We start from the raw sequence: 22732 nt of genomic DNA, 5'->3' as shown, positions 1-22732 counted from the left end.
TGTCGGACCCTCTACATAGACTGGTCAACCGTGAGCCCCGCAATTGAAGCCAGTGCCGTACCCGCATCCTCGTCCGGTTCATCCACCGATGGCCCGCAGCCGACGTTGCTGCTGATAGACGGGCACTCCATCGCGTTCCGCGCCTTCTTCGCGCTACCGGTGGACAACTTCAAGACGACGAGCGGCCAGTCGACCAACGCCGTCTACGGGTTCACTTCGATGCTCATCAACCTGCTGCGCGACGAGAAGCCGACGCACATCGCTGCGGCGTTCGACGTCTCGCGCCAAACGTTCCGTGCCGAGCGATTCCCGGATTACAAAGCCAACCGCAGCAAGACGCCCGACGAGTTCGCAGGCCAGGTCGACATCACGAAGGACGTCCTCGGAGCGATGGGTATCCCGGTCATGGCCGAGGCCGGGTTCGAGGCGGACGACATCATCGCGACGTTGGTGACCCAGGCGGAGGCGCTCGGCTATCGAGTGCTCGTCGTGACAGGTGACCGAGATTCGTTGCAGTTGGTCACCGAGAACGTCACGGTTCTCTACCCCAAGAAGGGCGTCTCGGAGCTCACCCGGTTCACGCCCGAAGAGGTCACCACCAAGTACGGTCTCTCGCCGTCGCAGTACCCGGACTTTGCCGCGCTGCGCGGCGACCCAAGCGACAATCTTCCAGGCATCCCTGGCGTCGGTGAGAAGACTGCGACCAAATGGATCGTCGAATACGGCTCACTCGAGGAACTCGTCAACAACGTCGACAAGGTGAAAGGCAAGGTCGGCGACGCGCTACGGGCCAACTTGTCCTCGGTCGTTCTCAACCGAGAACTCACCGAGATGGTGCGCGATGTCCCCCTGCCCTACACACCGGACCAGCTCGAGCTTGCGCCATGGGACCGAGAGAAGATTCACGCCCTGTTCGACGATCTCGAGTTCCGTGTATTGCGTGACCGTCTCTTCGAGACTCTGTCGTCCGCGGAGCCGGAAGCCGAAGAGGGTTTCGACGTCAAGGGCGGCACCGTGCCTGTCGGGGAGTTGGCAGCGTGGCTCAGCGCGCATGCGTCGACTGGAGAGCGTCACGGATTGTCCGTAGTCGGTCCGCGGCGACCGTTCGACAGCGACGCCGTGTCCATCGCCATCGCGGCTCCCGACGGAGAGGGCGGGTTCGTCACCACCACCGATCTCGACGAATCCGACGAGAAGGCGTTAGCTGCTTGGCTCGCGGATCATGCACAGCCCAAGGCGTTGCATGAAGCGAAGTGGGCAATCCACGCGCTTCGAGGACGCGGCTGGACATTGGGCGGCTTGACGAGCGACACTGCGCTCGCCGCCTATCTGGTCCGACCGGGGCAGCGCAGCTTCAACCTCGACGATCTGTCACTGCGTTACCTCAAGCGTGAGCTCCGGGCCGAGGATTCGGTCGAGGGCCAGATGTCGCTCCTCGACACCGAAGACGTCGCAGAGGCCGCCGTCGCCGAGGGCGAAATCCTCCGTGCACAGGCCATTCTGGATCTCGCTGCGGCACTCGACACCGAGCTGGAGAACATCGAATCCACGTCGCTGCTGTCGGACATGGAGCTGCCGTTGCTCTCGGTGCTCGCCGATCTGGAGGCGACCGGCATCGCCGTCGACCGCACCCATCTCGAGGAACTGCAAAGCGGGTTCGCCGATCAGGTCAGCGAGGCCGCGAACGCCGCGTACGAGGTCATCGGCAAGCAGATCAACCTCGGTTCGCCCAAGCAGCTTCAGGTCGTGCTCTTCGACGAGCTCGACATGCCGAAGACGAAGAAGACCAAGACCGGGTACACCACCGATGCCGACGCGCTGCAGGGCATGTTCGAGAAGACCGAGCACCCGTTCCTGAGATTCCTCCTCGATCACCGAGATGCGACGCGAATGAAGGTCACGGTCGACGGGCTGCTCAAGTCAGTCGCCGACGATGGTCGCATCCACACGACGTTCAACCAGACGGTCGCCGCTACGGGTCGGCTGTCGTCCACGGAACCGAACTTGCAGAACATCCCGGTCCGCAACGAGGCAGGCCGTCACATCCGGGACGGTTTCGTCGTCGGCGAGGGGTACGACACGCTGCTCACCGCTGACTACAGCCAGATCGAAATGCGCATCATGGCGCACCTGTCCGGTGACGAGGGTCTGATCGAGGCGTTCAACACCGGCGAAGACCTGCACAGCTTCGTCGGTGCTCGTGCGTTCGGGGTCCCCATCGAAGAAGTCACTCCTGAGCTTCGCCGGCGAGTCAAAGCTATGTCGTACGGTCTCGCATACGGGTTGAGTGCCTTCGGGCTTGCTGCGCAGCTGAAGATCTCGACCGACGAAGCCAAGCAGCAAATGGAGGCGTATTTCTCGAGGTTCGGTGGAGTTCGCGACTATTTGCGGAACGCCGTCGAGGAGTCACGGAAAGTCGGCTACACGTCGACCCTGTACGGACGTCGTCGATACCTCCCCGATCTCAACAGCGACAACCGCCAGCGCCGGGAGGTGGCCGAGCGTGCCGCCTTGAACGCACCGATTCAGGGCACCGCGGCCGACATCATCAAGGTGGCGATGATCGATGTGCACCGCTCGCTGTCCGATTCGAAACTGAAGTCGCGCATGCTGCTTCAAGTGCACGACGAATTGGTGCTCGAAGTCGTCGAATCCGAACGTGAGCAGGTCGAAGCGCTCGTCCGCGAGAAGATGTCCTCTGCGATCGAGCTGTCGGTACCGCTCGAGGTCTCGGTAGGGACAGGCCGGAGCTGGGACAAGGCGGCGCACTAGCCTCCAACACGAACGAGGGACCGATCGCCAAGCGATCGGTCCCTCGTATTCGGTTGCTGCGCCTGACTACTCGGCGTCCGCACCGGCTTTCTGTTCTTCGAGCTGCTTGCGTACCTCATCCATGTCCAGTGCCTTGATCTGACCCACGAGGTCCTCCAACGCCGCCGCCGGCAATGCACCCGGCTGCGCGAATACGAGTACGCCTTCGCGGAAAGCCATGATCGTCGGGATCGACTGGATGTTCGCTGCCGCTGCAAGCCCTTGTTCTGCCTCGGTGTCGACCTTGGCGTGGACTACGTCCGGGTGCGACTCCGACGACTTCTCGAAGGTGGGTGCGAACTGGCGGCACGGCCCACACCACGACGCCCAGAAGTCGACCAGGACCACGTCGTTGCCGCCGACGATCTCGTCGAAGTTCTGCTGAGTCAAAGTCTGTGTTGCCACGCCTGCCCTTTCGTTGATGTGTTCTTCCTGCCCCTCTCAACGCACGACCGAGCTGGATTCTTCCCGGCTCACACAGGCTGCGGTGCAGCGCGGAATGTTCTTCGGTAGGAATTGGGCGTTGTGCAGCGCACTCGAACGAAGTGTTGGCGCAGGACGGCCGCATTGCCGAAGCCGACACGCTCGGCGATGACGTCCATCGACAGATCCGAATTCTCCAACAGCTGCTGAGCAGCGAGTACTCGCTGGTCGTTGAGCCAACGGGCCGGTGTGGTTCCAGTCTCTGCCTGAAATCTTCGTGCAAAGGTCCGTGCGGACATGTTGACCCTGGCAGAGAGAGCCTGCACGGTCAGGTCCGAATCGAGATGCTCGGTCATCCAGTCGAGCAGCGGCGCGAGAGTGTCGACCTCGGTGGTCGGCAGGGGAGTGGTGACGAATTGCGCCTGACCACCATCGCGGTGTGGCGGCACGACCATCCGTCGAGCGATGCCGTTCGCGACGGTGCTGCCCTGTTCCTTGCGGACGATATGCAAGCACAGGTCGATTCCCGCCGCGGTCCCGGCGCTGGTGAGCACGTTGCCGTCGTCGACGTAGAGCACGTTGCGATCGACGTCGGCCAACGGGTACTCCGCTGCCAGACGATCCGAATGCCGCCAGTGGGTGGTGCAGCGACGACCATCGAGAAGGCCTGCCTTGCCGAGCAGGAAAGCGCCGTTGCACAGACTGGCGACCTTTGCGCCGCGATTCACGGCTGCGCGCAATTTGACCAACAGAGGCTCGATGGCGGCGTCGTAGTCGGTGCCGCACACATAGCTGCCGTCGTCGGACGTCCGGGTTCCACCTGCCGGAATGACGATGAGATCGGCTTCGTCGAGTTGATCGAGGTCGTACGGCACGTCGATCGTGAACCCGAACCTCGACCTGATGGGTTCTGCAACACCCGCGACGAGAGAGAAGTCGTAGGTGGGCAAACCTTCGTCGGATCGATCGAATCCGAACACTTCGCACGCGACGCCCATCTCGAACTGTTCGGTCAACGGGAGCAGCGGTACGACTACACGTTTCAGCACCACACAAGTATGGCAGAAAATCGATGAACTATGTCATATCTGCCACTGTTGGTGTGGAACTGCTGGTTGCAGGCTTACGTGCATGACAATCATCCTTCTCATCCTGCCAGTTGTCGGCGCGATGTACCTCGCCTTGGCGGTCGGTCTTGCGCCCGACACTCACTCAGAGGTGTCTCAGTTCGGCGACTACCGCTTCTGACGCCGCGTCATCGAACGAGCCACTCGCTCTTGCTCTCTCCATCCCATCTCCGCATTGCCGAGATGTCGCCGACGAGATCGGACGGGCACGCATGCAGACGAAGAAACGCTTCCGCAAGCTCCGCGCGGGTGAGTTTGCGCGCCAATGTGACGTGTGGTGTCCACTTTCCCGTCGAGGTGTGCGACCGATAACCCTCGGCACTCGCGGCCAGCTGAGACACCCGACCATGCACTACCAGTAGCTCCTTGGACGGAACTACGAGACGCGCAAGCGTGGTCTGCTTGCCTCGGAAAACCACGAACGCACCGAGGCGCACGGGAAAGTGGACGTTCAGGAACTCATCGTCGATCCGTGAGTCGAGCTCATCGAATTCGTCCGCTACCGACAGCGTGATGTGCGGGCGATTCGACAACCCGGTGTGGCGACCCTGGGACGGCAGATCGGCGTCGAGCAGCAGTTGCCACTCCCGACGAATGGCAGCATCGAGCGAATCATCGAGCAGTAATTCCAGAGACTGAACCATAGTGAGCCATGATGGCTGATATGGCCCACGGCGGAGTGAAGACGGTACGCATCGGATCGATGCTCGGCGATGGCATCGGACACGAAATAGTCCCGGCGACGATGCGGGTCGTCGAAGCCGCGATGGAAGGCGAGCAAGATCTGACGGTCGACTGGGTTGTACTGCCGCTGGGGCGCGAGGCGATCGAGTCCGACGGATGTCCTGCTCCGGACTCGACGATCGACGAACTGAAGTCGCTGGACACGTGGATTCTCGGCCCGCACGACAGCGCGTCGTACCCGGAGCCGTTTCGGTCTCAGCTCACACCTGGCGGGGTGGTGCGAAAGACGTTCGGCCTCTTCGCCAATATTCGGCCCGCCGCAACCCATCCCGGAGTTCGAGCGGTGTCGCCGAACATGGATCTGGTTGTGGTCCGGGAGAACACGGAGGGCTTCTACGCTGATCGCAACATGTTCCTCGGTAGTGGTGAATTCATGCCGACACCGGACGTCGCGCTCGCGGTTGGAGTCTTCACCCGCGCAGCGTGCGAGCGGATCGCCCGGGAAGCGTTCACGCAGGCCCGGAGGCGCCGCAAGCACGTGACGATCGTCCACAAGACCAACGTGCTGTCCATGACGACCGGCATGTTTCGCGATGCGTGCATGACTGTGGCCGAGGAGTTTCCCGACGTCAGGGTGGACGAGCAACATATCGACGCGTTGACCGCGCTTCTCGTTCGACGTGGCGAGGACTTCGACGTGATCGTCGCGGAGAACATGTTCGGAGACATATTGTCCGACCTGGCCGGCGAGTTGTCGGGCTCGCTCGGAATGGCGCCGTCCTTGAATTGTTCGGAGACGAAGGCCATGGCTCAGGCCGCCCATGGATCGGCGCCCGATATTGCCGGGAAGAACAGGGCCAACCCGACTGCATTGTTTCTGTCCGCGGCGATGATGCTCGACTGGCTCGCCGACCACGACGGAGACACTCGATTGGCGCGCTCGGCGCGACGCATCAGACATGCGGTAGACGGGGCCCTCGAATCCGGAGTCGCTACTGCCGACCTCGGCGGACTGGCGTCGACGAGCGAGTTCGCCGAAACTGTTCTCGCGCGGACCCTCCGGGTCTGACCGATCCGACCTTCGCTTCCTATGTCTGTGGCTTTCGGGCGCTGAAGATCGCGGTACCGGGGAACAGTTGTCCGCGCAGCGGGCTCCACTGTCCCCATTCTCGATCGAGCCACTCGGGCCAATCAGGCTCGACGATGTCGCGCACCTCGAGCCCGGCTGCAACGATCTCGCGGACGCGGTCTCCGATCGTGCGGTGATGCTCGACGTACGTGGGGGTTCCGTCGGCGTCGAATTCGACATACGGGGTGCGGTCGAAGTACGGGATGGTCGCGGTCAGACCGATCGGTCCCGGATCGTCGGGAAAAATCCATCTCATGGGGTGATTGACCGCGAAAACCCACAGCCCGCCCGGACGGAGAACCCGGGCAACCTCGCGCATGACGCGTGCCGAGTCGGCCACGAACGGTACTGCCCCGAACGCCGAACATGCGATGTCGAAGCTGGCATCAGCGAACGGCAGGAACTCGGCGCTCGCCTGTACCAGAGGTACAGAGTCACCGGCGGCAGCCATCGCGTCGACTCCCTTGGCGAGCATGCCCGCCGAGATGTCGAGCCCGACGGCGCGTGCTCCCTGAGTTCCGAGCCATCGTGCGCACGGCGCCGAACCGCAGCCGACCTCGAGGACGTCCTTGCCTGCGACGTCGCCGAGGAGGTGGACATCGCCCTCGTGCAGGCCTTCGGGGCACCACACGAACTCGCCCTTCTCGGATCCGACGCCGAGGAACTCACCGTGCGTGCGGTGGTATTCGTCGGCATCGGAGTCCCACCAGGAGCGGCTGGCGCGGTCGCTCGCTTGGGAGCCGATCCGGGCACGCCCTGGTACAACGGGAGGCGGTGAGCTGTCGGACGAGGGCGTGCTGTCGGTCACCGACGACACGTTAGTCGTCTTCGGTGGTTGTGCTGGTCGGGGATGGCAAGTCGCGTTTGCCCACCTGTGACCTGGTCGCGTACCCTGTTGGACGCGAGTGTGTTCATGCTGCGTTCGATCCTGGGGGATTTGTCCGTCCGGTCCGAATTCGCGGTGGGAACAAATTCGTTCTGAATGTGTTCTTTCGCTTCGTGGCCCTCGGTGTCTTTCGACACGGAAGGTTCGCGTGGTGTTCAGAACCGAGATCTACAGTCCGACCGAACATCCATCAACCGATACCCAACCCGTCCGGAGCAACTCAACACATGCCCTCAACCACAACCTCACCGCAGGTAGCCGTCAACGACATCGGCTCCGCAGAGGATTTTCTCGCCGCTATCGACGCCACGATCAAGTACTTCAACGATGGTGACATCGTCGAAGGCACCATCGTCAAGGTCGACCGCGACGAGGTTCTGCTCGACATCGGTTACAAGACCGAAGGCGTCATCCCTTCTCGTGAGCTCTCCATCAAGCACGACGTCGACCCCAATGAGGTCGTCTCCGTGGGCGATGAGGTCGAAGCTCTCGTTCTCACCAAGGAGGACAAAGAAGGCCGCTTGATCCTGTCCAAGAAGCGCGCGCAGTACGAGCGCGCCTGGGGCACGATCGAGGAGCTCAAGGAGAAGGACGAGGCCGTCAAGGGCACCGTCATCGAGGTCGTCAAGGGTGGACTCATCCTCGACATCGGTCTCCGTGGCTTCCTTCCCGCGTCGCTCGTCGAGATGCGTCGTGTCCGCGACCTCCAGCCGTACGTCGGCAAGGAGATCGAGGCCAAGATCATCGAGCTCGACAAGAACCGCAACAACGTGGTCCTGTCGCGCCGTGCATGGCTCGAGCAGACGCAGTCCGAGGTCCGCAGCGAATTCCTGCACCAGCTGCAGAAGGGCCAGGTCCGCAAGGGCGTCGTGTCCTCCATCGTCAACTTCGGTGCCTTCGTGGACCTGGGTGGCGTCGACGGACTCGTACACGTCTCCGAGCTCTCCTGGAAGCACATCGATCACCCGTCCGAGGTTGTCGAGGTCGGCACCGAGGTCACCGTCGAGGTTCTCGACGTCGACCTGGACCGCGAGCGTGTTTCGCTGTCGCTCAAGGCAACTCAGGAAGATCCGTGGCGCCAGTTCGCTCGCACCCACGCGATCGGCCAGATCGTGCCCGGCAAGGTCACCAAGTTGGTTCCCTTCGGTGCGTTCGTGCGCGTCGAAGAGGGCATCGAGGGCCTCGTGCACATCTCCGAGCTGGCCGAGCGCCACGTGGAGGTTCCGGACCAGGTCGTGGGTGTCGGCGACGACGCACTCGTCAAGGTCATCGACATCGATCTCGAGCGTCGTCGTATCTCGCTGAGCCTCAAGCAGGCCAACGAGGACTACGCAGAAGAGTTCGATCCGTCCAAGTACGGAATGGCCGACTCGTACGACGAGGGTGGCAACTACATCTTCCCCGAGGGCTTCGACTCCGAGACCAACGAATGGCTCGACGGTTACGAGAAGCAGCGTGAAGAGTGGGAAGGACGCTACGCCGAGGCAGAGCGTCGCCACAAGATGCACACCGCTCAGATGGAGAAGACGGCGAAGGACGAGGCTGCAGAAGCCGCGAACACCAACTACTCCTCCGAGTCGGGTCAGGCACCCGCCGAAGCAGAAGGCGACGCTCCCGTAGCGTCGGCTCCGGCATCGACCGGCGGATCACTGGCCAGCGATGCTCAGCTCGCTGCGCTGCGTGAGAAGCTGTCGGGCAACGCCTGATAGAAGATGTCCACCCGTAAGGGTGTGACCGCAAAGCCCCGGTTCCCTCGTGGAGCCGGGGCTTTCTTCTGTTCTACGTCAGCAGCGGTCGGCCGTGCGCGGGCTCCAGTGACCGAATGTCTGTTTCGGTCACTGCCCGGTGACCGACCGACTCATCCGGTTACTCAGAGTGACTGAAACAGGCTTTCGCTCCCGCGAAGTGACCGAACGAGTCATTCGATCCGGCTGGTGCGCAACAATTTCATTTCCACACAAGAATGGACCCGATCCGCGGAGGATTCGGGTCCATCGTCGTATCGACGGGATGGCTCAACCTGCGACGGCGGGACTCCACTGGGCGACGGCGCCGGTCCGCTTGCGCATCGTGGCGAAGCTGTGACGTGCCGGGCTGAGGAGATTTGTGAACCAATTGCGCCGATGGTCGGCCAACGCCAGGGCAACCTCGGGAATCAAGATGACGTGAACTCCCGATTCCATGCCGAGACGGTGCCGACCCGGTTGGATCTGATTGCTTCGCATCGGAAGTCCTTTTCGCTAGAAGTGGGTCGGCAAATACTTGTCTCGCACGAAGATAACGGACGTTGCCCCAAACCTGTTGTATTTGGGGCTGGTGTGCTTCGGCGTGTTCGATGACAGACTGGAGGCATGTTGAGACTTGGCCTCACCGGAGGCATTGGAGCGGGCAAATCGACCGTGTCGAGAACACTTTCTGCATTGGGTGGGGTACTCGTCGACGCCGACGTGATTTCACGAGAGGTCGTCGAGCCGGGAACGTCCGGGCTCGCGCAACTGGTCGAGGCGTTCGGTGAGGACATTCTGGATTCGGAAGGCGCGTTGGACCGACAGGCGTTGGCGAACAAAGCATTCGGCGACGACGAGTCGCGTGCGAAGTTGAACTCCATCGTTCATCCGCTGGTCGGGAAGCGCACGGCGGAGCTGATCGAGCAGGCGCCGTCCGACGCCATCGTCATCCAGGACATCCCGTTGTTGGTGGAAGGAAAGATGGGGGGGTTCTTCCAGTTGGTCGCCGTGGTTTACGCGGACGCGGAGGAGCGAGTCGATCGACTGGTGAACCAGCGGAAGATGCCCGAGTCCGATGCACGAGCGCGGATCGCGGCTCAAGCAACCGACGAGGAGAGGCGCGCGGCGGCCGACGTCTGGATCGACAACAGCGGTGCGCCGGGCGATCTGGAGCAAGTAGTCACCGAACTGTGGCACGACCGGCTCGTTCCGTTCGAGCACAATATTCGTGAAGGCGTCGTCGTCAGGGCTCATCCGACGCTCGCTGCTGCCGATCCGACCTGGCCCGCGCAGGCGCAACGTCTCATCGCGCGTATTGCCGTCGTCTGCGGAACTGCCGCTGTGCGAATCGATCACGTCGGATCGACGGCCGTCGCCGGACTCGACGCCAAGGATGTCGTCGACATTCAGATCACGGTCGGGAGCCTCGAATCGGCGGACGCGTTGGCGGAACCCTTGCGTGCGATCGGCTTTCCTCGGATCGAGCACATCACGGCAGACGATCCCAAACCTGCGTACGGCGTGGGTGGTGAAGCTGATCCCGCTGTATGGGGCAAGCGAATCCATGGGGGAGCGGACCCCGGGCGGCCCGTCAACATCCACATCAGGGTCGACGGGTGGCCCGGTCAGCAGTTCGCCCTGGTATTCCGAGACTGGCTGCGCGCCAACCCGGACTCGGCCGCGGAATATCTTGTGCTGAAACAGCGGGCGGAGGCTGCGGCGGCCGAACGCACCGACTATGTGGAGGCGATGGCTGCCTACCAGGACGTCAAGGCACCCTGGTTCGATGGGGCGTACCAACGTGCGTGGGACTGGGCAGCGAAGACGGGTTGGTCCGCGTAGCCGAATCGATCGGCTTGAATGTGTCCTACAAGCGATCAGATCGTATGAATGGACCATTCAAGCAATCGGGGCCACACCGAAACCCACACGTCCGCCCTCCACACGTTCACCCCCTTACCGTCCATCCCCCATACGCCCATCCTTCGGACGCCACGTCGTCGGCATCCCGAGCGACGCCAGCCAGGCGTCGAGGTCGTAGTCGTGCGCGGCGAGACCTGCGACCGCGCGGACGGACCTGTTCATCGCCAGTTCCGCCGTCGCGGTATCGAGGTGGTTCTCCACCCGTGCCTCGACGAGTTCGTCCGCGTCCAGGAAGTCGAATCCGCGTCCGGTCCTGACCACGATGTCGAGGTAGTGGTCGACCGAGGTCCAGGCGTCGACTCCCGGTACGAATTCACCGACGTCGACGTAATAGTTCTGGTCGCGGACGTGTCCGGGGAGGTAGTGGAAGATCGACGCGCGGAGGCCGAGACTCGGCAGGAGCCACGACTGCAGATAGTCGAATTGGGGATGGTCCGACGGCCGTGCCATGTACAGACCCCACGGTTCGACGCGGTACTCGTCCACCGACCGCACGAAGCCCTTCGGGTCGGTGTTGGTGAGCCCGACGATGTCGAAGTACTCGACCTTGGGTGCGTGGACGTGAACGGCAGTGCTCGGTACATCCGTCGAAGCAGAATCGTCCATGGGTGATCAAGCTACCGGTTGCACCCGGTGCTTCTCGTCCATGCACGAATCGAACGTGTCGGTGGTCGCGTCTACCCTGGTTGTATGGCGTTTGCATCCGAACATCCCGTGGTGGCTCGCTCCGAGCACCGCCCCGTCGGGGACATCGAGCGTACCGGTCCCGCGTTCAAGGTAGTCAGCGAGCACAAGCCTGCTGGTGACCAGCCCACGGCTATCGCCGAACTCGAACGCAGAATTCTGGCCGACGAAAAGGACGTGGTACTTCTCGGTGCCACGGGTACCGGTAAGTCGGCGACGACGGCGTGGCTCATCGAGAAGCTGCAACGCCCGACGCTGGTCATGGCTCCCAACAAGACTCTTGCTGCGCAGCTTGCCAACGAGCTGCGCGACATGCTTCCCAACAACGCCGTCGAGTATTTCGTGTCCTACTACGACTACTACCAACCCGAGGCGTATATCGCGCAGACCGATACCTACATCGAGAAGGACTCGTCGGTCAACGACGACGTCGAGCGGCTTCGCCATTCGGCCACGGCGAATCTGCTCTCGCGGCGCGATGTCGTCGTAGTCGCCTCGGTGTCGTGCATCTACGGCCTGGGCACTCCGCAGTCGTACGTCGATCGGTCCATCGAACTGCAGGTCGGCGTCGAAGTGCCTCGCGATGCGCTGCTGCGCTTGCTGGTGGATGTCCAGTACACCCGCAACGACATGGCCTTCACTCGTGGCTCGTTCCGTGTCCGCGGCGACACCGTGGAGATCATTCCGTCGTACGAGGAACTCGCCGTGCGGATCGAGTTCTTCGGCGACGAGATCGAGGCGCTGTACTACCTGCATCCGTTGACCGGCGACACGGTGCGCAAGGTCGATTCGGTGCGCATTTTCCCGGCCACGCACTACGTTGCGGGTCCGGAAAGGATGGAGAAAGCCGTCGCGAACATCGAGTTGGAACTCGAGGAGCGGCTCGCCGACCTCGAGAACAAGGGAAAGCTGCTCGAGGCGCAGCGGCTGCGCATGCGCACCCAGTACGACCTCGAGATGATCAAGCAGGTCGGATTCTGCTCGGGCATCGAGAATTACTCACGGCACATCGACGGCCGCGGCCCCGGTACAGCGCCCGCGACGCTGATCGACTACTTCCCGGAGGACTTCCTCCTGGTCATCGACGAGTCGCACGTGACAGTGCCGCAGATCGGCGCGATGTACGAGGGCGACATGTCCCGAAAGCGGAACCTGGTGGAATTCGGCTTCCGGCTCCCGTCCGCCACCGATAATCGTCCGCTGACCTGGGAAGAATTCACTCAGCGCATCGGGCAGACGGTGTACCTTTCTGCCACTCCTGGCAAGTATGAACTCGGTCAGACCGGTGGAGAATTCGTCGAGCAGGTCATCCGTCCGACCGGTCTCGTCGACCCGAAGGTGGTCGTGAAGCCGACCAAGGGACAGATCGACGATCTGGTTCACGAGATCCGCGAACGAGCCGAGAAGAACGAGCGCATTCTGGTCACCACGCTGACCAAGAAGATGTCCGAGGATCTCACGGACTACTTGTTGGAGCTGGGCATCAGGGTCCGGTACCTGCACTCCGACATCGACACGCTGCGTCGAGTGGAGCTGTTGAGGCAGCTCAGGCTCGGCGAGTACGACGTGCTCATCGGTATCAACTTGCTTCGCGAGGGCCTCGACCTTCCCGAAGTGTCGCTTGTCGCCATCCTCGACGCCGACAAGGAAGGCTTCCTGCGAAGCGGCACTAGCTTGATCCAGACCATCGGCCGCGCCGCTCGTAACGTCTCCGGCGAGGTCCACATGTATGCCGACAAGATGACCGATTCGATGAAGTACGCCATCGAGGAAACCGAGCGCAGGCGCGAGAAGCAGATCGCCTACAACAAAGAGAAGGGCGTCGACCCGCAGCCGCTTCGAAAGAAGATCGCCGACATCCTCGATCAGGTCTACGAGGAGGCGGAGGATACTGACGAGTCGGTCGAGGTCGGTGGTTCCGGTCGCAACGCCAGTCGTGGACGTCGTGCGCAGGGCGAGAAGGGACGGGCTGTCAGTTCAGGGGTCTACGAGGGTCAGGACGTCAAGTCGATGCCGCGTGCTGAGTTGGCGGCGCTTGTGCAGAACCTCACCGACCAGATGATGAACGCCGCTCGTGAGCTGCAGTTCGAGTTGGCAGGCCGGTTGAGGGACGAGATCCAAGATCTGAAGAAGGAACTCCGCGGCATGGATGCGGCGGGCTTGAAGTAGGGGAGCTTCGATACGGTTCTCTCCATGGATGCTTCCACTGTCGGCCGGAGTGCTCGCGCACTCGAACTACTGCACTCTTTGACCTATTTCGTTCCGGAGACGCAGGAAGCGCTCAGTGAGGCGGGGCTGCAAGGTCGTGCGTGCTACTTTGCCGGGCGCGCAGCTCCGTTGGGTGCAGTCGGTGCGGGAGTGGTGACGGCAACCTTCTACAGCTTCAACCGCGAGCTGATCGAGCCTCTGGTACCCGCAGCGTGGTCCGTTGCATCACCTGAGAAGATCCTCGATATTCGCTATCGAACGCTCGACGAGGCATACACCCGACTGCTGGGTGCCGAGATTCTGGATTCCCCGGAGATGTCCGAGGCCGCGGAGCTCGCGTCGATCGCAGCGCGCGGTATCCCGGGCGACGACGGTCGTCCCCTGTATGCCGCCTACGCCGACCTCGAATGGCCTACCGCGCCACATCTCGTCTTCTGGCACGCGCTGACTCTGCTGCGCGAACACCGGGGTGACGGGCACATCGCTGCGTTGCAGACAGCGGAGCTGAACGGTATCGAAGCGTTGATCACCCATACCGCGACCGGCAAGGGCTTCGAGAAGGAGTTCGCGCGGAAGCGTCGTGGATGGTCGACGGAGCAATGGGACGCCTCGACCGTGAACCTGACGGACCGAGAGATCCTCGACGCCGCCGGCGCACTCACCGAACACGGAGTCGACCTTCGGAACTTGGTCGAGGACATCACCGACGACCTCGCGCTCGCTCCGTGGACCGCCCTCGGCGAGGACGGCGCGACGAGGCTCGTCGAGCTCGCCTCACCGTGGCGCGACACTGTCATCGCGCAGAATGTGTTCCCGGACGGTGTGTTCGGTCCGGCCGTCAAGCGTTGAGCGCCGCTCAGCTGGTGATGTCCTTCGTGGAAAACCTCTGCCACGCCACGACGCCGAAGAGCGCGGCGTACGCGACGGCCGAGAACGAACCGACGACGATGTCGTTCCATTCGATGGTCGGTGACAGCGCGTCGATCCACGAGTTTGCATAGTGCCCGGGTAGATAGTTACGCAGCGAGCCCAGTGCGGTGATCTGGTCGAGAATCTGCATCAGAATCGACGTCATGACTGCTCCTCCGACTGCGCCGAGGGGTGCGTCGGTCAGCACCGACAGCAGCATCGCCAAGCCCGCAACCCACAGCAGGTTCACGCCGATGTAGGCGACCGCGACGACGAGCCTGCCCAGGGCGTCGATGAAGGACAGTCCGTCGCCGAACGGTGTCACCAAAGGTTCGGCTCCGTACAGCGCGGTGCCGAGTGCGAGCGAAACAACGACGAGCGTGAGGATCGCGGCGATCGACAGAGTCGCCGACACCAGAGCTTTCTGTACGAGCAGTCGTGTTCGAGGAACCGGTATCGCCAGTAAGTACCTCAGCGACGACCACGACGCCTCGCTGGCCACCGAGTCCCCGAAGAACAACGCGACGACGACGATCAGCAGGAATCCGACGGACATGAACAGCGCGAATACGGTGAAGTTCACTCCGCCGCGGGTGCCGAGTTCGATCAGGCCTCCCGCGTCGGAGTCCTCGGATGAGCTGCCGATGGCGAACGCGATCGCCAGTATCACCGGGAGCAGTGCGAGGAATCCGATCGCGAGCTGGGTCCGTCGGCGACCGAACTGACGCCGGAGCTCGGTGGTGAACGGCAGTGTCCTGCCCGCGGAGTATCCCGCGGCCCGGCCGTCGGGCGGCCCGGAGTCGGGCCTGGCGTTGTGTGTCGTACTCATCGGTCGTCCTTCGTGGGAATCGGACCTGCTGGGAGCGCGTCGTTGTGGACCAGATCGAGAAACACGTCCTCGAGGCGGGTCGACTGGGACAGTCCGCGCACTCGGAGTCCAGCGTCGAACAACGCGCGGGTGACGTCGGCAGGGTCGATGGTGCCGAGATCGGCGCGCAGGATGGAGTCGTCGACGACCGTCGGTGTGCATCCGAGGCCTTCGAGGACCGTCGCCGCCACTGCGGTGTCGTCGACGCGGATCTCGGTTTGCCCACCAGCTGCCGTCAGGTCGCGGACTGTGCCCGCGCTGATGACCGACCCGCGGTTCATCACCACTACGTGCGTGCAGGTCTGCTCGACCTCGGCCAGCAGATGGCTCGATACGAGCACCGTCCGTCCTGTCTTCGCGTAGTTGATCAGGACGTCACGCATGGTTCTGATCTGCGGTGGATCGAGACCGTTGGTCGGCTCGTCCAGAACCATGAGATCCGGAAGGCCGAGCATTGCCTGAGCTATGGCGAGGCGTTGCCGCATACCCTGGCTATACGACTTGACCTTGCGTTCGATTGCGGTCCCGAGATCGGCAATCTCCAGCGCTTCCTCGAGATGCGCGTCCTCGGGTGGGCGACCGGTGGCCTGCCAGTACAGGTTCAGGTTCTCCTTCCCACTGAGGTGCGGCAGGAACCCGGATCCTTCGACGAACGAGCCCAGCCTCGACAAGACCGGAGCTCCCGGTGACACCTTGTGCCCGAAAACTCGAATGTCACCGCTGGTCGGTGAGATCAGCCCCATGAGCATGCGAAGTGTCGTGGTCTTGCCTGCGCCGTTGGGGCCGAGCAGCCCGAGCACCTGGCCTTGCTGTACCTCGAAGCTGACACCGTCGACGGCTTTGAAACCGTTTGAGTACGTCTTGGCGAGGTCGGTGATGACAAGCGGTGTGTCGACGAGGTCCTGATCGACCTCGGCGACGACTCGACGCCGCCCCCTGATCACGTTGATCCCGATCAGGGTGAGCAGCGCCAGGGCGATGATCCCGATGCCGACGATCGGTGCCGTCGGAACCGAGCTCGCGTTGGTGGATACGCCGTCGACCGACGGAATCGACAGCGTCGAATCATCGAGAGCAACGACGAATTGGGCGGGCTCGAGGGGTACCGCGTACGCCTGATCGGTCGTGGCCACCGAGATCTCGATGCGGTGTCCCTCGGGCACAACGTAACTGATCCCGGGCAGGGTCACCGTCACCGGGATCGGACCGTCACCGACCGAATCGGGAAGTCGCACAGCCGCAACGGCGCTGCCGGGAAGTGTGCGCCCACCGTTGGGCGCGACGTCGTACAGCTTGACGAACAGCACCGCCTCCTGCGGCTGGGCGAACGCCCCGACCCGCAGGTTCACGCGAGAGGAGCCGGTGATGGTCAGAGGGTCGTTCAGTGCCTCACTCGTGAACGTCGCGGACTGGCCTGGGATGTCGGCGGATAGCTGCGCCCCGGCAGAGGTTGCCGACAGGGTGGACAACACCGACCCCAATCCTGGAACCGACGAGATCGCCGACGGCGATGCTCCCGGCGGCCGGATGATCGTCTGTTCGTCGGAACCTGCCTGTCCGCCCCCGTCGGCCCCGGATCCGAGTTCGACAGGCACCGTCCGGGTCGGTTCGGTATCGGCTGCCAATCCCGGGTATTCGGGCGCGGTCATCCGCCGCGAACGTGCCTGTTGCTGCTCGGCGGCCGAGCCTTGCATGGCATACGTGAACGGCGGTGGTGTCGATGTCGGCTCGGTGTCGGTCCGAAGATGGTCGTCGAGGAAATCGCGCATTGCGTTGTCGGCGCTGCCGTTGGTGCCGCCGGCGTCGTGTCCGCCGCTGAACCACCGAACCTCGACGTCGCCGCCGGACTCCGAGATCTGCCTGGCGGTGGCGTCTGCCTGATCGAGACCGAAGAGGGTGTCCTGCATCCCTTGAACCAGGAGTGTGGGCGCGGTGATGCTCGACGCGACGGCGACGGGGGAGTGCTCGGTGAGCAACTGGAGCAATTCCGGGGACGGCTCGCCGGTGACAGCCGATTGCGCGTACGCCGAACAGAACTCGGGTGCGAAACGACCGCATCCTGCCTGGGCCGCGGTCTCGCTCTCGACGACGGCATCATTCCCTTCCGGGCCGGCTGCGTCCGTGCTCTCGGACGGCGCACTGCCCGCTCCGAAGAAGACGCCGGCCCACCCTCGCTTGAGCACACCCGGTCCGCCGTAGACGGAACCGGCGGGTGAGTCGATGCCGGCCAGTTCCGCGCGGTCTTCGTCGGTCGTGACGCCGTAATTCGGGAACAGAGCGTGGCCCAAATCGTTCCACGTGATCGAAGCCGCGACCGCGTCGATCCTGGGGTCGGTACCTGCGACGCTCAGCGCGAGCGCACCGCCGTACGATCCTCCTGCAACTCCGACTCGCGGATCCCCCGGGGCGTCCAGCAGTACCTCGGGCCGATCGGACAACCAATCGATCAGCGAGCGTCCGTCGGCGACTTCTCCGTCGGGATCGTTCAGCGAGATCGAACCGGTGCTGGCGCCGAAGCCGCGCGCGCTGTAGGTCAGAACGACGTACCCGTCGGAGGCCAGCGACCGGGCTTGGTCGTCGACCGAAAACTTGTCGCCCCCGAATCCATGTGCGAGCAGCACCGCTGGGGCGGGCGTTGTCTTCGGTACGAACAGCCGAGCGTCGAGGGCTACCATCTCAGAATTGCCGGGTGTCTCCGGTACGGTAATCGTGGTGTCGAGCGTGGAGACGTCGTCGTTCTCGCTGGAGGAGCGGGAGACGAGGTAAATCGAAACGACTGCGAGTACCGCAACCAGAAGGACCGCGAGCATGACGGTCTTCGACGACCTGAGCGGCCGGGGGATGTGCATGTGAACCAATGTATGTGAGGCGCGGACTTCACGTTGTGAGCGAACTACGCATCATGAACGGCCGATGCAGATAAGGTCATCGAAACGGTCACTGGGACCGGCACATCGGGCCTATGACGGACCACAAGCATGCAGATCGAATTCGTCACCGAATGTGTGACAGAACACCTATAACTGGAGGAATGAATGAGTGCCTACCGCACCGTCGTCGTCGGAACCGATGGGTCCGAATCGTCTTTGCGGGCTGTAGAGAAGGCCGCTGCTCTCGCCGGTGACGCCGACGCGACGCTCGTCATCGCATGTGCCTACTACCCGGCAGATCCGAAGGACACCAGCAAGGCCGCCGACGCGCTCCGTGAGGATGCTTATCAGATCACCGGCTCCGCACCCACTCACGACATCCTTCGTACCGCCCGCGAACATGCCACCAAGGCTGGAGCAAAGACCATCGACGAGCGTGCGATCGTCGGCGCTCCGGTCGAGTCCCTGTTGCAGCTCGTGGACGACGTGAAGGCTGATCTGCTGGTGGTCGGAAACCGTGGCCTCAACTCGCTCACCGGTCGACTTCTCGGTTCGGTGCCGTCCGACGCCGCACGTAAGTCCACGTGCGACGTGCTCATCGTGCACACGGTTCGGTAGCAGTACTGCTCGGTCGAGTGGCCCGGTAGCTCCCGCGAGGCGAGCTGCCGGGCCACTCGTCGATCTACTGGACGAGGACGTCGAACGCAGCCAGGCCGGAAAGTTCGGCGGGTAGTTCACGAGCATGGACCACGCCGAGGCGCTGCGTCGCACGGGTCAGAGCGACGTAGAGATCTCCCATTCCGCGCGGAGATTCCGCGACGATGTCGCTCGGTTCCACGATGAGAACCGAATCGAATTCGAGGCCCTTGGCATCCTTCACGGTCGATACGGTGACCACGTCCGATCGCAGGTGCACGAACTGCTCCAACATGGCCTGGGGAACGAGGACGACACTGATTCCGGGCCTGGGATGCTCGGCGAGCCGATCGCTCACGGTCGGCACGAGAGTGTCATCGTCGACGTACTGTGCCCACGGCTCGTTGCCGGAATCGCGGACGGATCGAGGAACCGACTGGACGGGGTCGATAGCGGCGAGTACGTCACGGGCGATGGTCATGATCTCGGACGGTGTTCGGTAGTTCACCGTCAGTTCGGTTCGCTTCCATCGTTGTGCGACATACGGTTCCAGTACTTCAGCCCATGACGTCGTACCTGCGGGGTCGCCGGTCTGTGCGACGTCGCCGACGAGTGTCATCCATCTGTTCGGAATGCGACGCATCACCATTCGCCATGCCATGTCGGAAAGCTCCTGGGCTTCGTCGACTATGACGTGTCCGTACGTCCAGGTGCGGTCGCTCGCAGCGCGTTCCGCCGTGGTCAGCCTGGCGCCTGCATCCTGCCTGCTCGCGAGCTGGCTGGCGTCGATCAGGTCGTAGGCCATCAGAATTTCCGGATCGAGTTCGTCTTCCAGATCCTGTGGTGCCGAACCCGTCAGGATGTCCAGTGCGCCTTGAGCATCGGCGATTTGATTGCGCCACTGCCGGTTTGCCTGTTCTCGCTCGGCGGCATCGTCGGTGCCGAGGAGTTCGGCAAGTTCGTCCAGCAGTGGTGCGTCGGCGGAGGAGAACCCGCGATCGATGCGGATCAACGATTCGCGTTGGTCCGCGGTGAGGTCCGGAGCGGCCGAGAGGATCCGTTCAGGCGACGACAGCAGATCCCGAAGTACTTGCTGAGGAGTCAGGTCCGGCCACAGTGCGTCGATGGCGGCCATGACGTCTGCGTCCTCTTTCATCTCGTCGCGCATATCTGCGATGTCGTCCCGGCTGAGCAGGCTGCCGCCGTCGACGACATTCTCGCCCAGTCGCGCAGCGAGTTGCTGCGCGAGGCCGTCGATGGCGGAGGCGACGAACAGTGGACGTGCGAGGTTGTGGGGACGCCGCGAAGATCGTGCCCGCCCACGTGCGCGAGTGACTATCTTGCGATCGAGAACGATGTCGTAGGTGTCGAACCGCAAAGTCTTCGGTGCGGAGGGAACCTCTTGGCGGTCACGCACCGCTTTCGTCAGAATCTGCACCATCGCTGTCGAACCTTTGACCTGTGCCGCGGTCGGAGATTCGTCGAGGGTTGCTCGGACGCCTGGGTAGAGGTTGCCGATCGTCGAGAGCAAAACGCCCGTCTCCCCGAGCGACGGAAGCACCTGCCCGATGTAGTCCAGGAATGTCGCGTTCGGTCCGATGATCAGAACTCCGCTCTTCGCGAGCTGCTGTCGGTAGGTGTAGAGAAGATACGCGGCACGGTGGAGCGCCACCGCCGTCTTGCCGGTTCCAGGACCGCCCTGTACGACGAGAACGCTTCGATGTTCCGAGCGAATGATGGCGTCCTGCTCGCTCTGAATGGTTTCGACGATGTCGTTCATCTGGCCGGTGCGAGCTGCGTCGAGAGCCGACAGCAGCGCGCTTTCGCCGGCGACACCCGTCGCGTCGGACTCGAGGCCGGCCTCCCGTGCTGCAGCGAGATCGAGATACTCGTCGGCAAGCGAGGTGACGCGTCGACTCCTGCTTCTGATGTGACGTCGGCGCAGAACGTTCTCGGGTGCAGCCGGCGTGGCGAGGTAGAACGCTCGTGCCATCGGGGCGCGCCAATCGAGCAGCAACGTCTCGTAGTCGTTCGCTTCGTCGAGGATGCCGACACGACCGACGTACCGTACCGGAGCGTCGTCGTCGGGACCGAGATCGATTCGCCCGAAGCACAGGCCGTTCTCGGCGGCGTCGTACTTGGCGATGTCGTCGGTGTAGAGGTGGGTGAAGGATTCGCGTTCGCTTCGTGCCTGGGGTGTGCCGCCGGTCTCGAGCAGGACTGTGCTGAGTCGGTTCTGTGCGTACTTACGTAGTGCGTCGAGTTGGTCGTAGAGCATCGAGACGTAGGACTGTTCGCGGTCCTGGTCGGACACATCGCGGTCGGTCACGGCCACTCGGTCGTCGGCCGTGTCGGTGTACATGGAGGGGCCGTCGTCCGGCAAAGGATCTCCTCGGGAGTTCGGCAAAATACTGGCTCGTAAACAAGCCAGAGCAGTCTACGACGAAGAAGAGCCCCGCCGCAGAACCGCAGTTCAGGGCGGGGCTCTTCAGTCAGCCGCGTCGAAATGGTGCGTGACTAGGCGGAGTACTTCTGCACTCGCTTGTCGAGATCCTTGCGTGCCTTCTCGACCTTCTTCTCCAACTTGGCGCGTGCCTTCTCGGTTGCCTTGTCGAATTCACGACTCTGCTTTTCGGCACGCTGGCGTGCTCGCTTGCTGAGGCCCTCGGTCCGGTCGGCGGCGATGCCGGCCCACTTGGTGCCGCGTTCCTGAGCAAGATCGGCCAACTCCGCTGCACGGCCGGCGGCGACGTCGGACCACTTGCCACCGCGATCCTGTGCAAGTTCGACCAGCTCGGCGCCACGGTCCGCAGCGGTGTCTGCCCACTTCGATCCGCGCTTCTGTGCGAGTTCGGCCAGCACGGCGCTTCGTTCGGCTGCCTCGTCGGCAAGCGTCGATCCACGCTTCTGCGCCTGCTTGGCCAGCTTGGAGCCGCGCTTGGATGCGATCTCTGCGAGCTCCTCGGTGCGGTCGGCGGCTTTGTCAGCGAGCGTGGCGCCTCGCTTCTGGGCTACCTCGGCGAGGTCGGATCCGCGGTCGGCCGCCTTGTGCGCCCAGCGAGAGAGAACAGGCTGTGCTGCGTCGGCGAGGTCCGAGCTCTTGTCCGCAGCCACCTCGGCCCAGTGGGACACGACCGGTTGTGCGGCCTCGGCCAGGTCCGAACTCTTCTCAGCGGCCGCGTCTGCCCACTTGGAGACGACCGGCTGCGCGGCTTCTGCGAGCTCGGCGCTGCGAGATGCGGCGACTGCGGCCAGTCCCTTGATTCGTTCCGAAGCGACACCGAGGTGATCGGCGGTGTCGTGCGTGCCCGGAAGCGCTGCGACGACGGACTCCTGTGCCTTGCGAGCCGCACGACGGCTGCGCCATGCAATCGACGGCTTTCCTTCGGTGTCGACTGCCGCGATCAGCAAACCGCCGAGCAAGCTGACGTTCTTCAGGAATTGGATGCGCTGCGCAGCTTTTGTCTCGGGGTCGGTCTCGTTCCAGAACGCGTGACCGGCGACGGTGGTCGGCACGAGACTGCCGGCCAGAGCGAGTGACGCGATACGAGGAGCCTTACCGGTCGCGAGGAGCAATCCGCCGCCGACCTGAATTGCGCCGTTGATGCGGACCAGAGTCTCCGGGTCGCTCGGTACATTCGCTGTCACGCTGTCGGGCAGCGTCTCCTGCCCCTGCTCGATCAAGGGAGTCGCAGCCTTGGCTTTCCCTGCGGGATTTCGGAGCGCGTCGATACCCCCGGCGATGAAGATGGTCGACATCAGCGGACGAGCGATACGGCGGACCAGCATTGACAGCCTCCTGGTTTGTTGGGTGAACGTCGTTGTTCGGCGGCGGGGGGGGGGGGGG

The 22732-nt window shown here is 63.2% G+C and carries 17 protein-coding genes; 7 read left to right on the top strand and 10 right to left on the bottom strand.

Annotation, left to right across the window (positions count from 1 at the left end):
* Positions 1 to 30: 30 nt before the first annotated feature.
* A complete protein-coding gene (gene polA, locus ACODSO_RS19340; protein ID WP_489038406.1) occupies positions 31 to 2772 on the top strand; it encodes a DNA polymerase I in 2742 nt (913 codons plus the stop codon).
* Between the two features lie 66 nt (positions 2773 to 2838).
* Here polA and trxA read toward each other — a convergent pair whose 3' ends face one another.
* The 3 genes from trxA to ACODSO_RS19325 all read right to left on the bottom strand — a co-directional run bounded on the left by trxA (position 2839) and on the right by ACODSO_RS19325 (position 5005).
* A complete protein-coding gene (gene trxA, locus ACODSO_RS19335; RefSeq protein ID WP_489038405.1) occupies positions 2839 to 3216 on the bottom strand; it encodes a thioredoxin in 378 nt (125 codons plus the stop codon).
* Positions 3217 to 3284: 68 nt separating this feature from the next.
* A complete protein-coding gene (locus tag ACODSO_RS19330; protein ID WP_489038404.1) occupies positions 3285 to 4283 on the bottom strand; it encodes a helix-turn-helix domain-containing protein in 999 nt (332 codons plus the stop codon).
* A gap of 206 nt (positions 4284 to 4489) precedes the next feature.
* On the bottom strand, positions 4490 to 5005 hold the full coding sequence (locus ACODSO_RS19325; RefSeq protein WP_489038403.1) for a 2'-5' RNA ligase family protein: 516 nt from the start codon (positions 5003 to 5005) through the stop codon (positions 4490 to 4492).
* Positions 5006 to 5025: 20 nt separating this feature from the next.
* Here ACODSO_RS19325 and ACODSO_RS19320 point away from each other — a divergent pair, with 20 nt between their 5' ends.
* The gene (locus ACODSO_RS19320) at positions 5026 to 6114 is read left to right on the top strand and encodes an isocitrate/isopropylmalate dehydrogenase family protein (RefSeq protein WP_489038452.1); all 1089 of its coding nucleotides are present in this window, start codon (positions 5026 to 5028) and stop codon (positions 6112 to 6114) included.
* A gap of 19 nt (positions 6115 to 6133) precedes the next feature.
* Here the strand turns inward: ACODSO_RS19320 and ACODSO_RS19315 are convergent, their stop codons facing one another.
* Positions 6134 to 6919 carry a class I SAM-dependent methyltransferase gene (locus ACODSO_RS19315; protein WP_489038451.1) on the bottom strand — a complete coding sequence of 262 codons (786 nt, stop codon included), beginning with the start codon at positions 6917 to 6919 and terminating at the stop codon, positions 6134 to 6136.
* Positions 6920 to 7287: 368 nt separating this feature from the next.
* Here ACODSO_RS19315 and rpsA point away from each other — a divergent pair, with 368 nt between their 5' ends.
* On the top strand, positions 7288 to 8766 hold the full coding sequence (rpsA, locus tag ACODSO_RS19310; protein ID WP_489038402.1) for a 30S ribosomal protein S1: 1479 nt from the start codon (positions 7288 to 7290) through the stop codon (positions 8764 to 8766).
* 309 nt (positions 8767 to 9075) lie between these two features.
* Here rpsA and ACODSO_RS19305 read toward each other — a convergent pair whose 3' ends face one another.
* Positions 9076 to 9285 carry a hypothetical protein gene (locus ACODSO_RS19305; RefSeq protein WP_068376234.1) on the bottom strand — a complete coding sequence of 70 codons (210 nt, stop codon included), beginning with the start codon at positions 9283 to 9285 and terminating at the stop codon, positions 9076 to 9078.
* A gap of 126 nt (positions 9286 to 9411) precedes the next feature.
* Between ACODSO_RS19305 and coaE the strand changes: the two genes are divergently transcribed.
* Complete coding sequence (gene coaE, locus ACODSO_RS19300; protein WP_489038401.1) at positions 9412 to 10629, top strand: dephospho-CoA kinase; 1218 nt, start codon at positions 9412 to 9414, stop codon at positions 10627 to 10629.
* 114 nt (positions 10630 to 10743) lie between these two features.
* Here coaE and ACODSO_RS19295 read toward each other — a convergent pair whose 3' ends face one another.
* Positions 10744 to 11316: a ribonuclease FAU-1 family protein gene (locus ACODSO_RS19295; RefSeq protein WP_489038400.1), complete on the bottom strand. Its 573-nt coding sequence runs from the start codon at positions 11314 to 11316 to the stop codon at positions 10744 to 10746.
* Between the two features lie 84 nt (positions 11317 to 11400).
* Between ACODSO_RS19295 and uvrB the strand changes: the two genes are divergently transcribed.
* Entirely contained in the window at positions 11401 to 13563 is a 2163-nt protein-coding gene (gene uvrB, locus ACODSO_RS19290; protein ID WP_068376226.1) for an excinuclease ABC subunit UvrB, read from the top strand.
* Between the two features lie 24 nt (positions 13564 to 13587).
* Complete coding sequence (locus ACODSO_RS19285; protein WP_489038399.1) at positions 13588 to 14451, top strand: SCO6745 family protein; 864 nt, start codon at positions 13588 to 13590, stop codon at positions 14449 to 14451.
* Positions 14452 to 14458: 7 nt separating this feature from the next.
* On the opposite strand, the gene ACODSO_RS19280 is transcribed toward ACODSO_RS19285, so the two are convergent.
* Together ACODSO_RS19280 and ACODSO_RS19275 are read right to left on the bottom strand one after the other, a co-directional pair.
* A complete protein-coding gene (locus tag ACODSO_RS19280) occupies positions 14459 to 15340 on the bottom strand; it encodes an ABC transporter permease (protein WP_068376223.1) in 882 nt (293 codons plus the stop codon).
* On the bottom strand, positions 15337 to 18228 hold the full coding sequence (locus tag ACODSO_RS19275) for an alpha/beta fold hydrolase (protein ID WP_489038398.1): 2892 nt from the start codon (positions 18226 to 18228) through the stop codon (positions 15337 to 15339). Before ACODSO_RS19275 ends, ACODSO_RS19280 begins: the two co-directional genes overlap by 4 nt.
* 186 nt (positions 18229 to 18414) lie before the next feature.
* Here ACODSO_RS19275 and ACODSO_RS19270 point away from each other — a divergent pair, with 186 nt between their 5' ends.
* Entirely contained in the window at positions 18415 to 18867 is a 453-nt protein-coding gene (locus tag ACODSO_RS19270; protein WP_068376218.1) for a universal stress protein, read from the top strand.
* Positions 18868 to 18931: 64 nt separating this feature from the next.
* On the opposite strand, the gene ACODSO_RS19265 is transcribed toward ACODSO_RS19270, so the two are convergent.
* Together ACODSO_RS19265 and ACODSO_RS19260 are read right to left on the bottom strand one after the other, a co-directional pair.
* Positions 18932 to 21247 carry a HelD family protein gene (locus ACODSO_RS19265; protein ID WP_489038450.1) on the bottom strand — a complete coding sequence of 772 codons (2316 nt, stop codon included), beginning with the start codon at positions 21245 to 21247 and terminating at the stop codon, positions 18932 to 18934.
* A 155-nt stretch (positions 21248 to 21402) separates the two neighbouring features.
* Entirely contained in the window at positions 21403 to 22674 is a 1272-nt protein-coding gene (locus tag ACODSO_RS19260) for a DoxX family protein (RefSeq protein ID WP_489038397.1), read from the bottom strand.
* Positions 22675 to 22732 lie beyond the last annotated feature (58 nt).

The organism is Rhodococcus sp. FG69, from assembly GCF_057808915.1.
The sequence above is the reverse complement of the archived record's forward strand: the minus strand, read 5'-3'. Positions and strand labels throughout refer to the sequence as shown.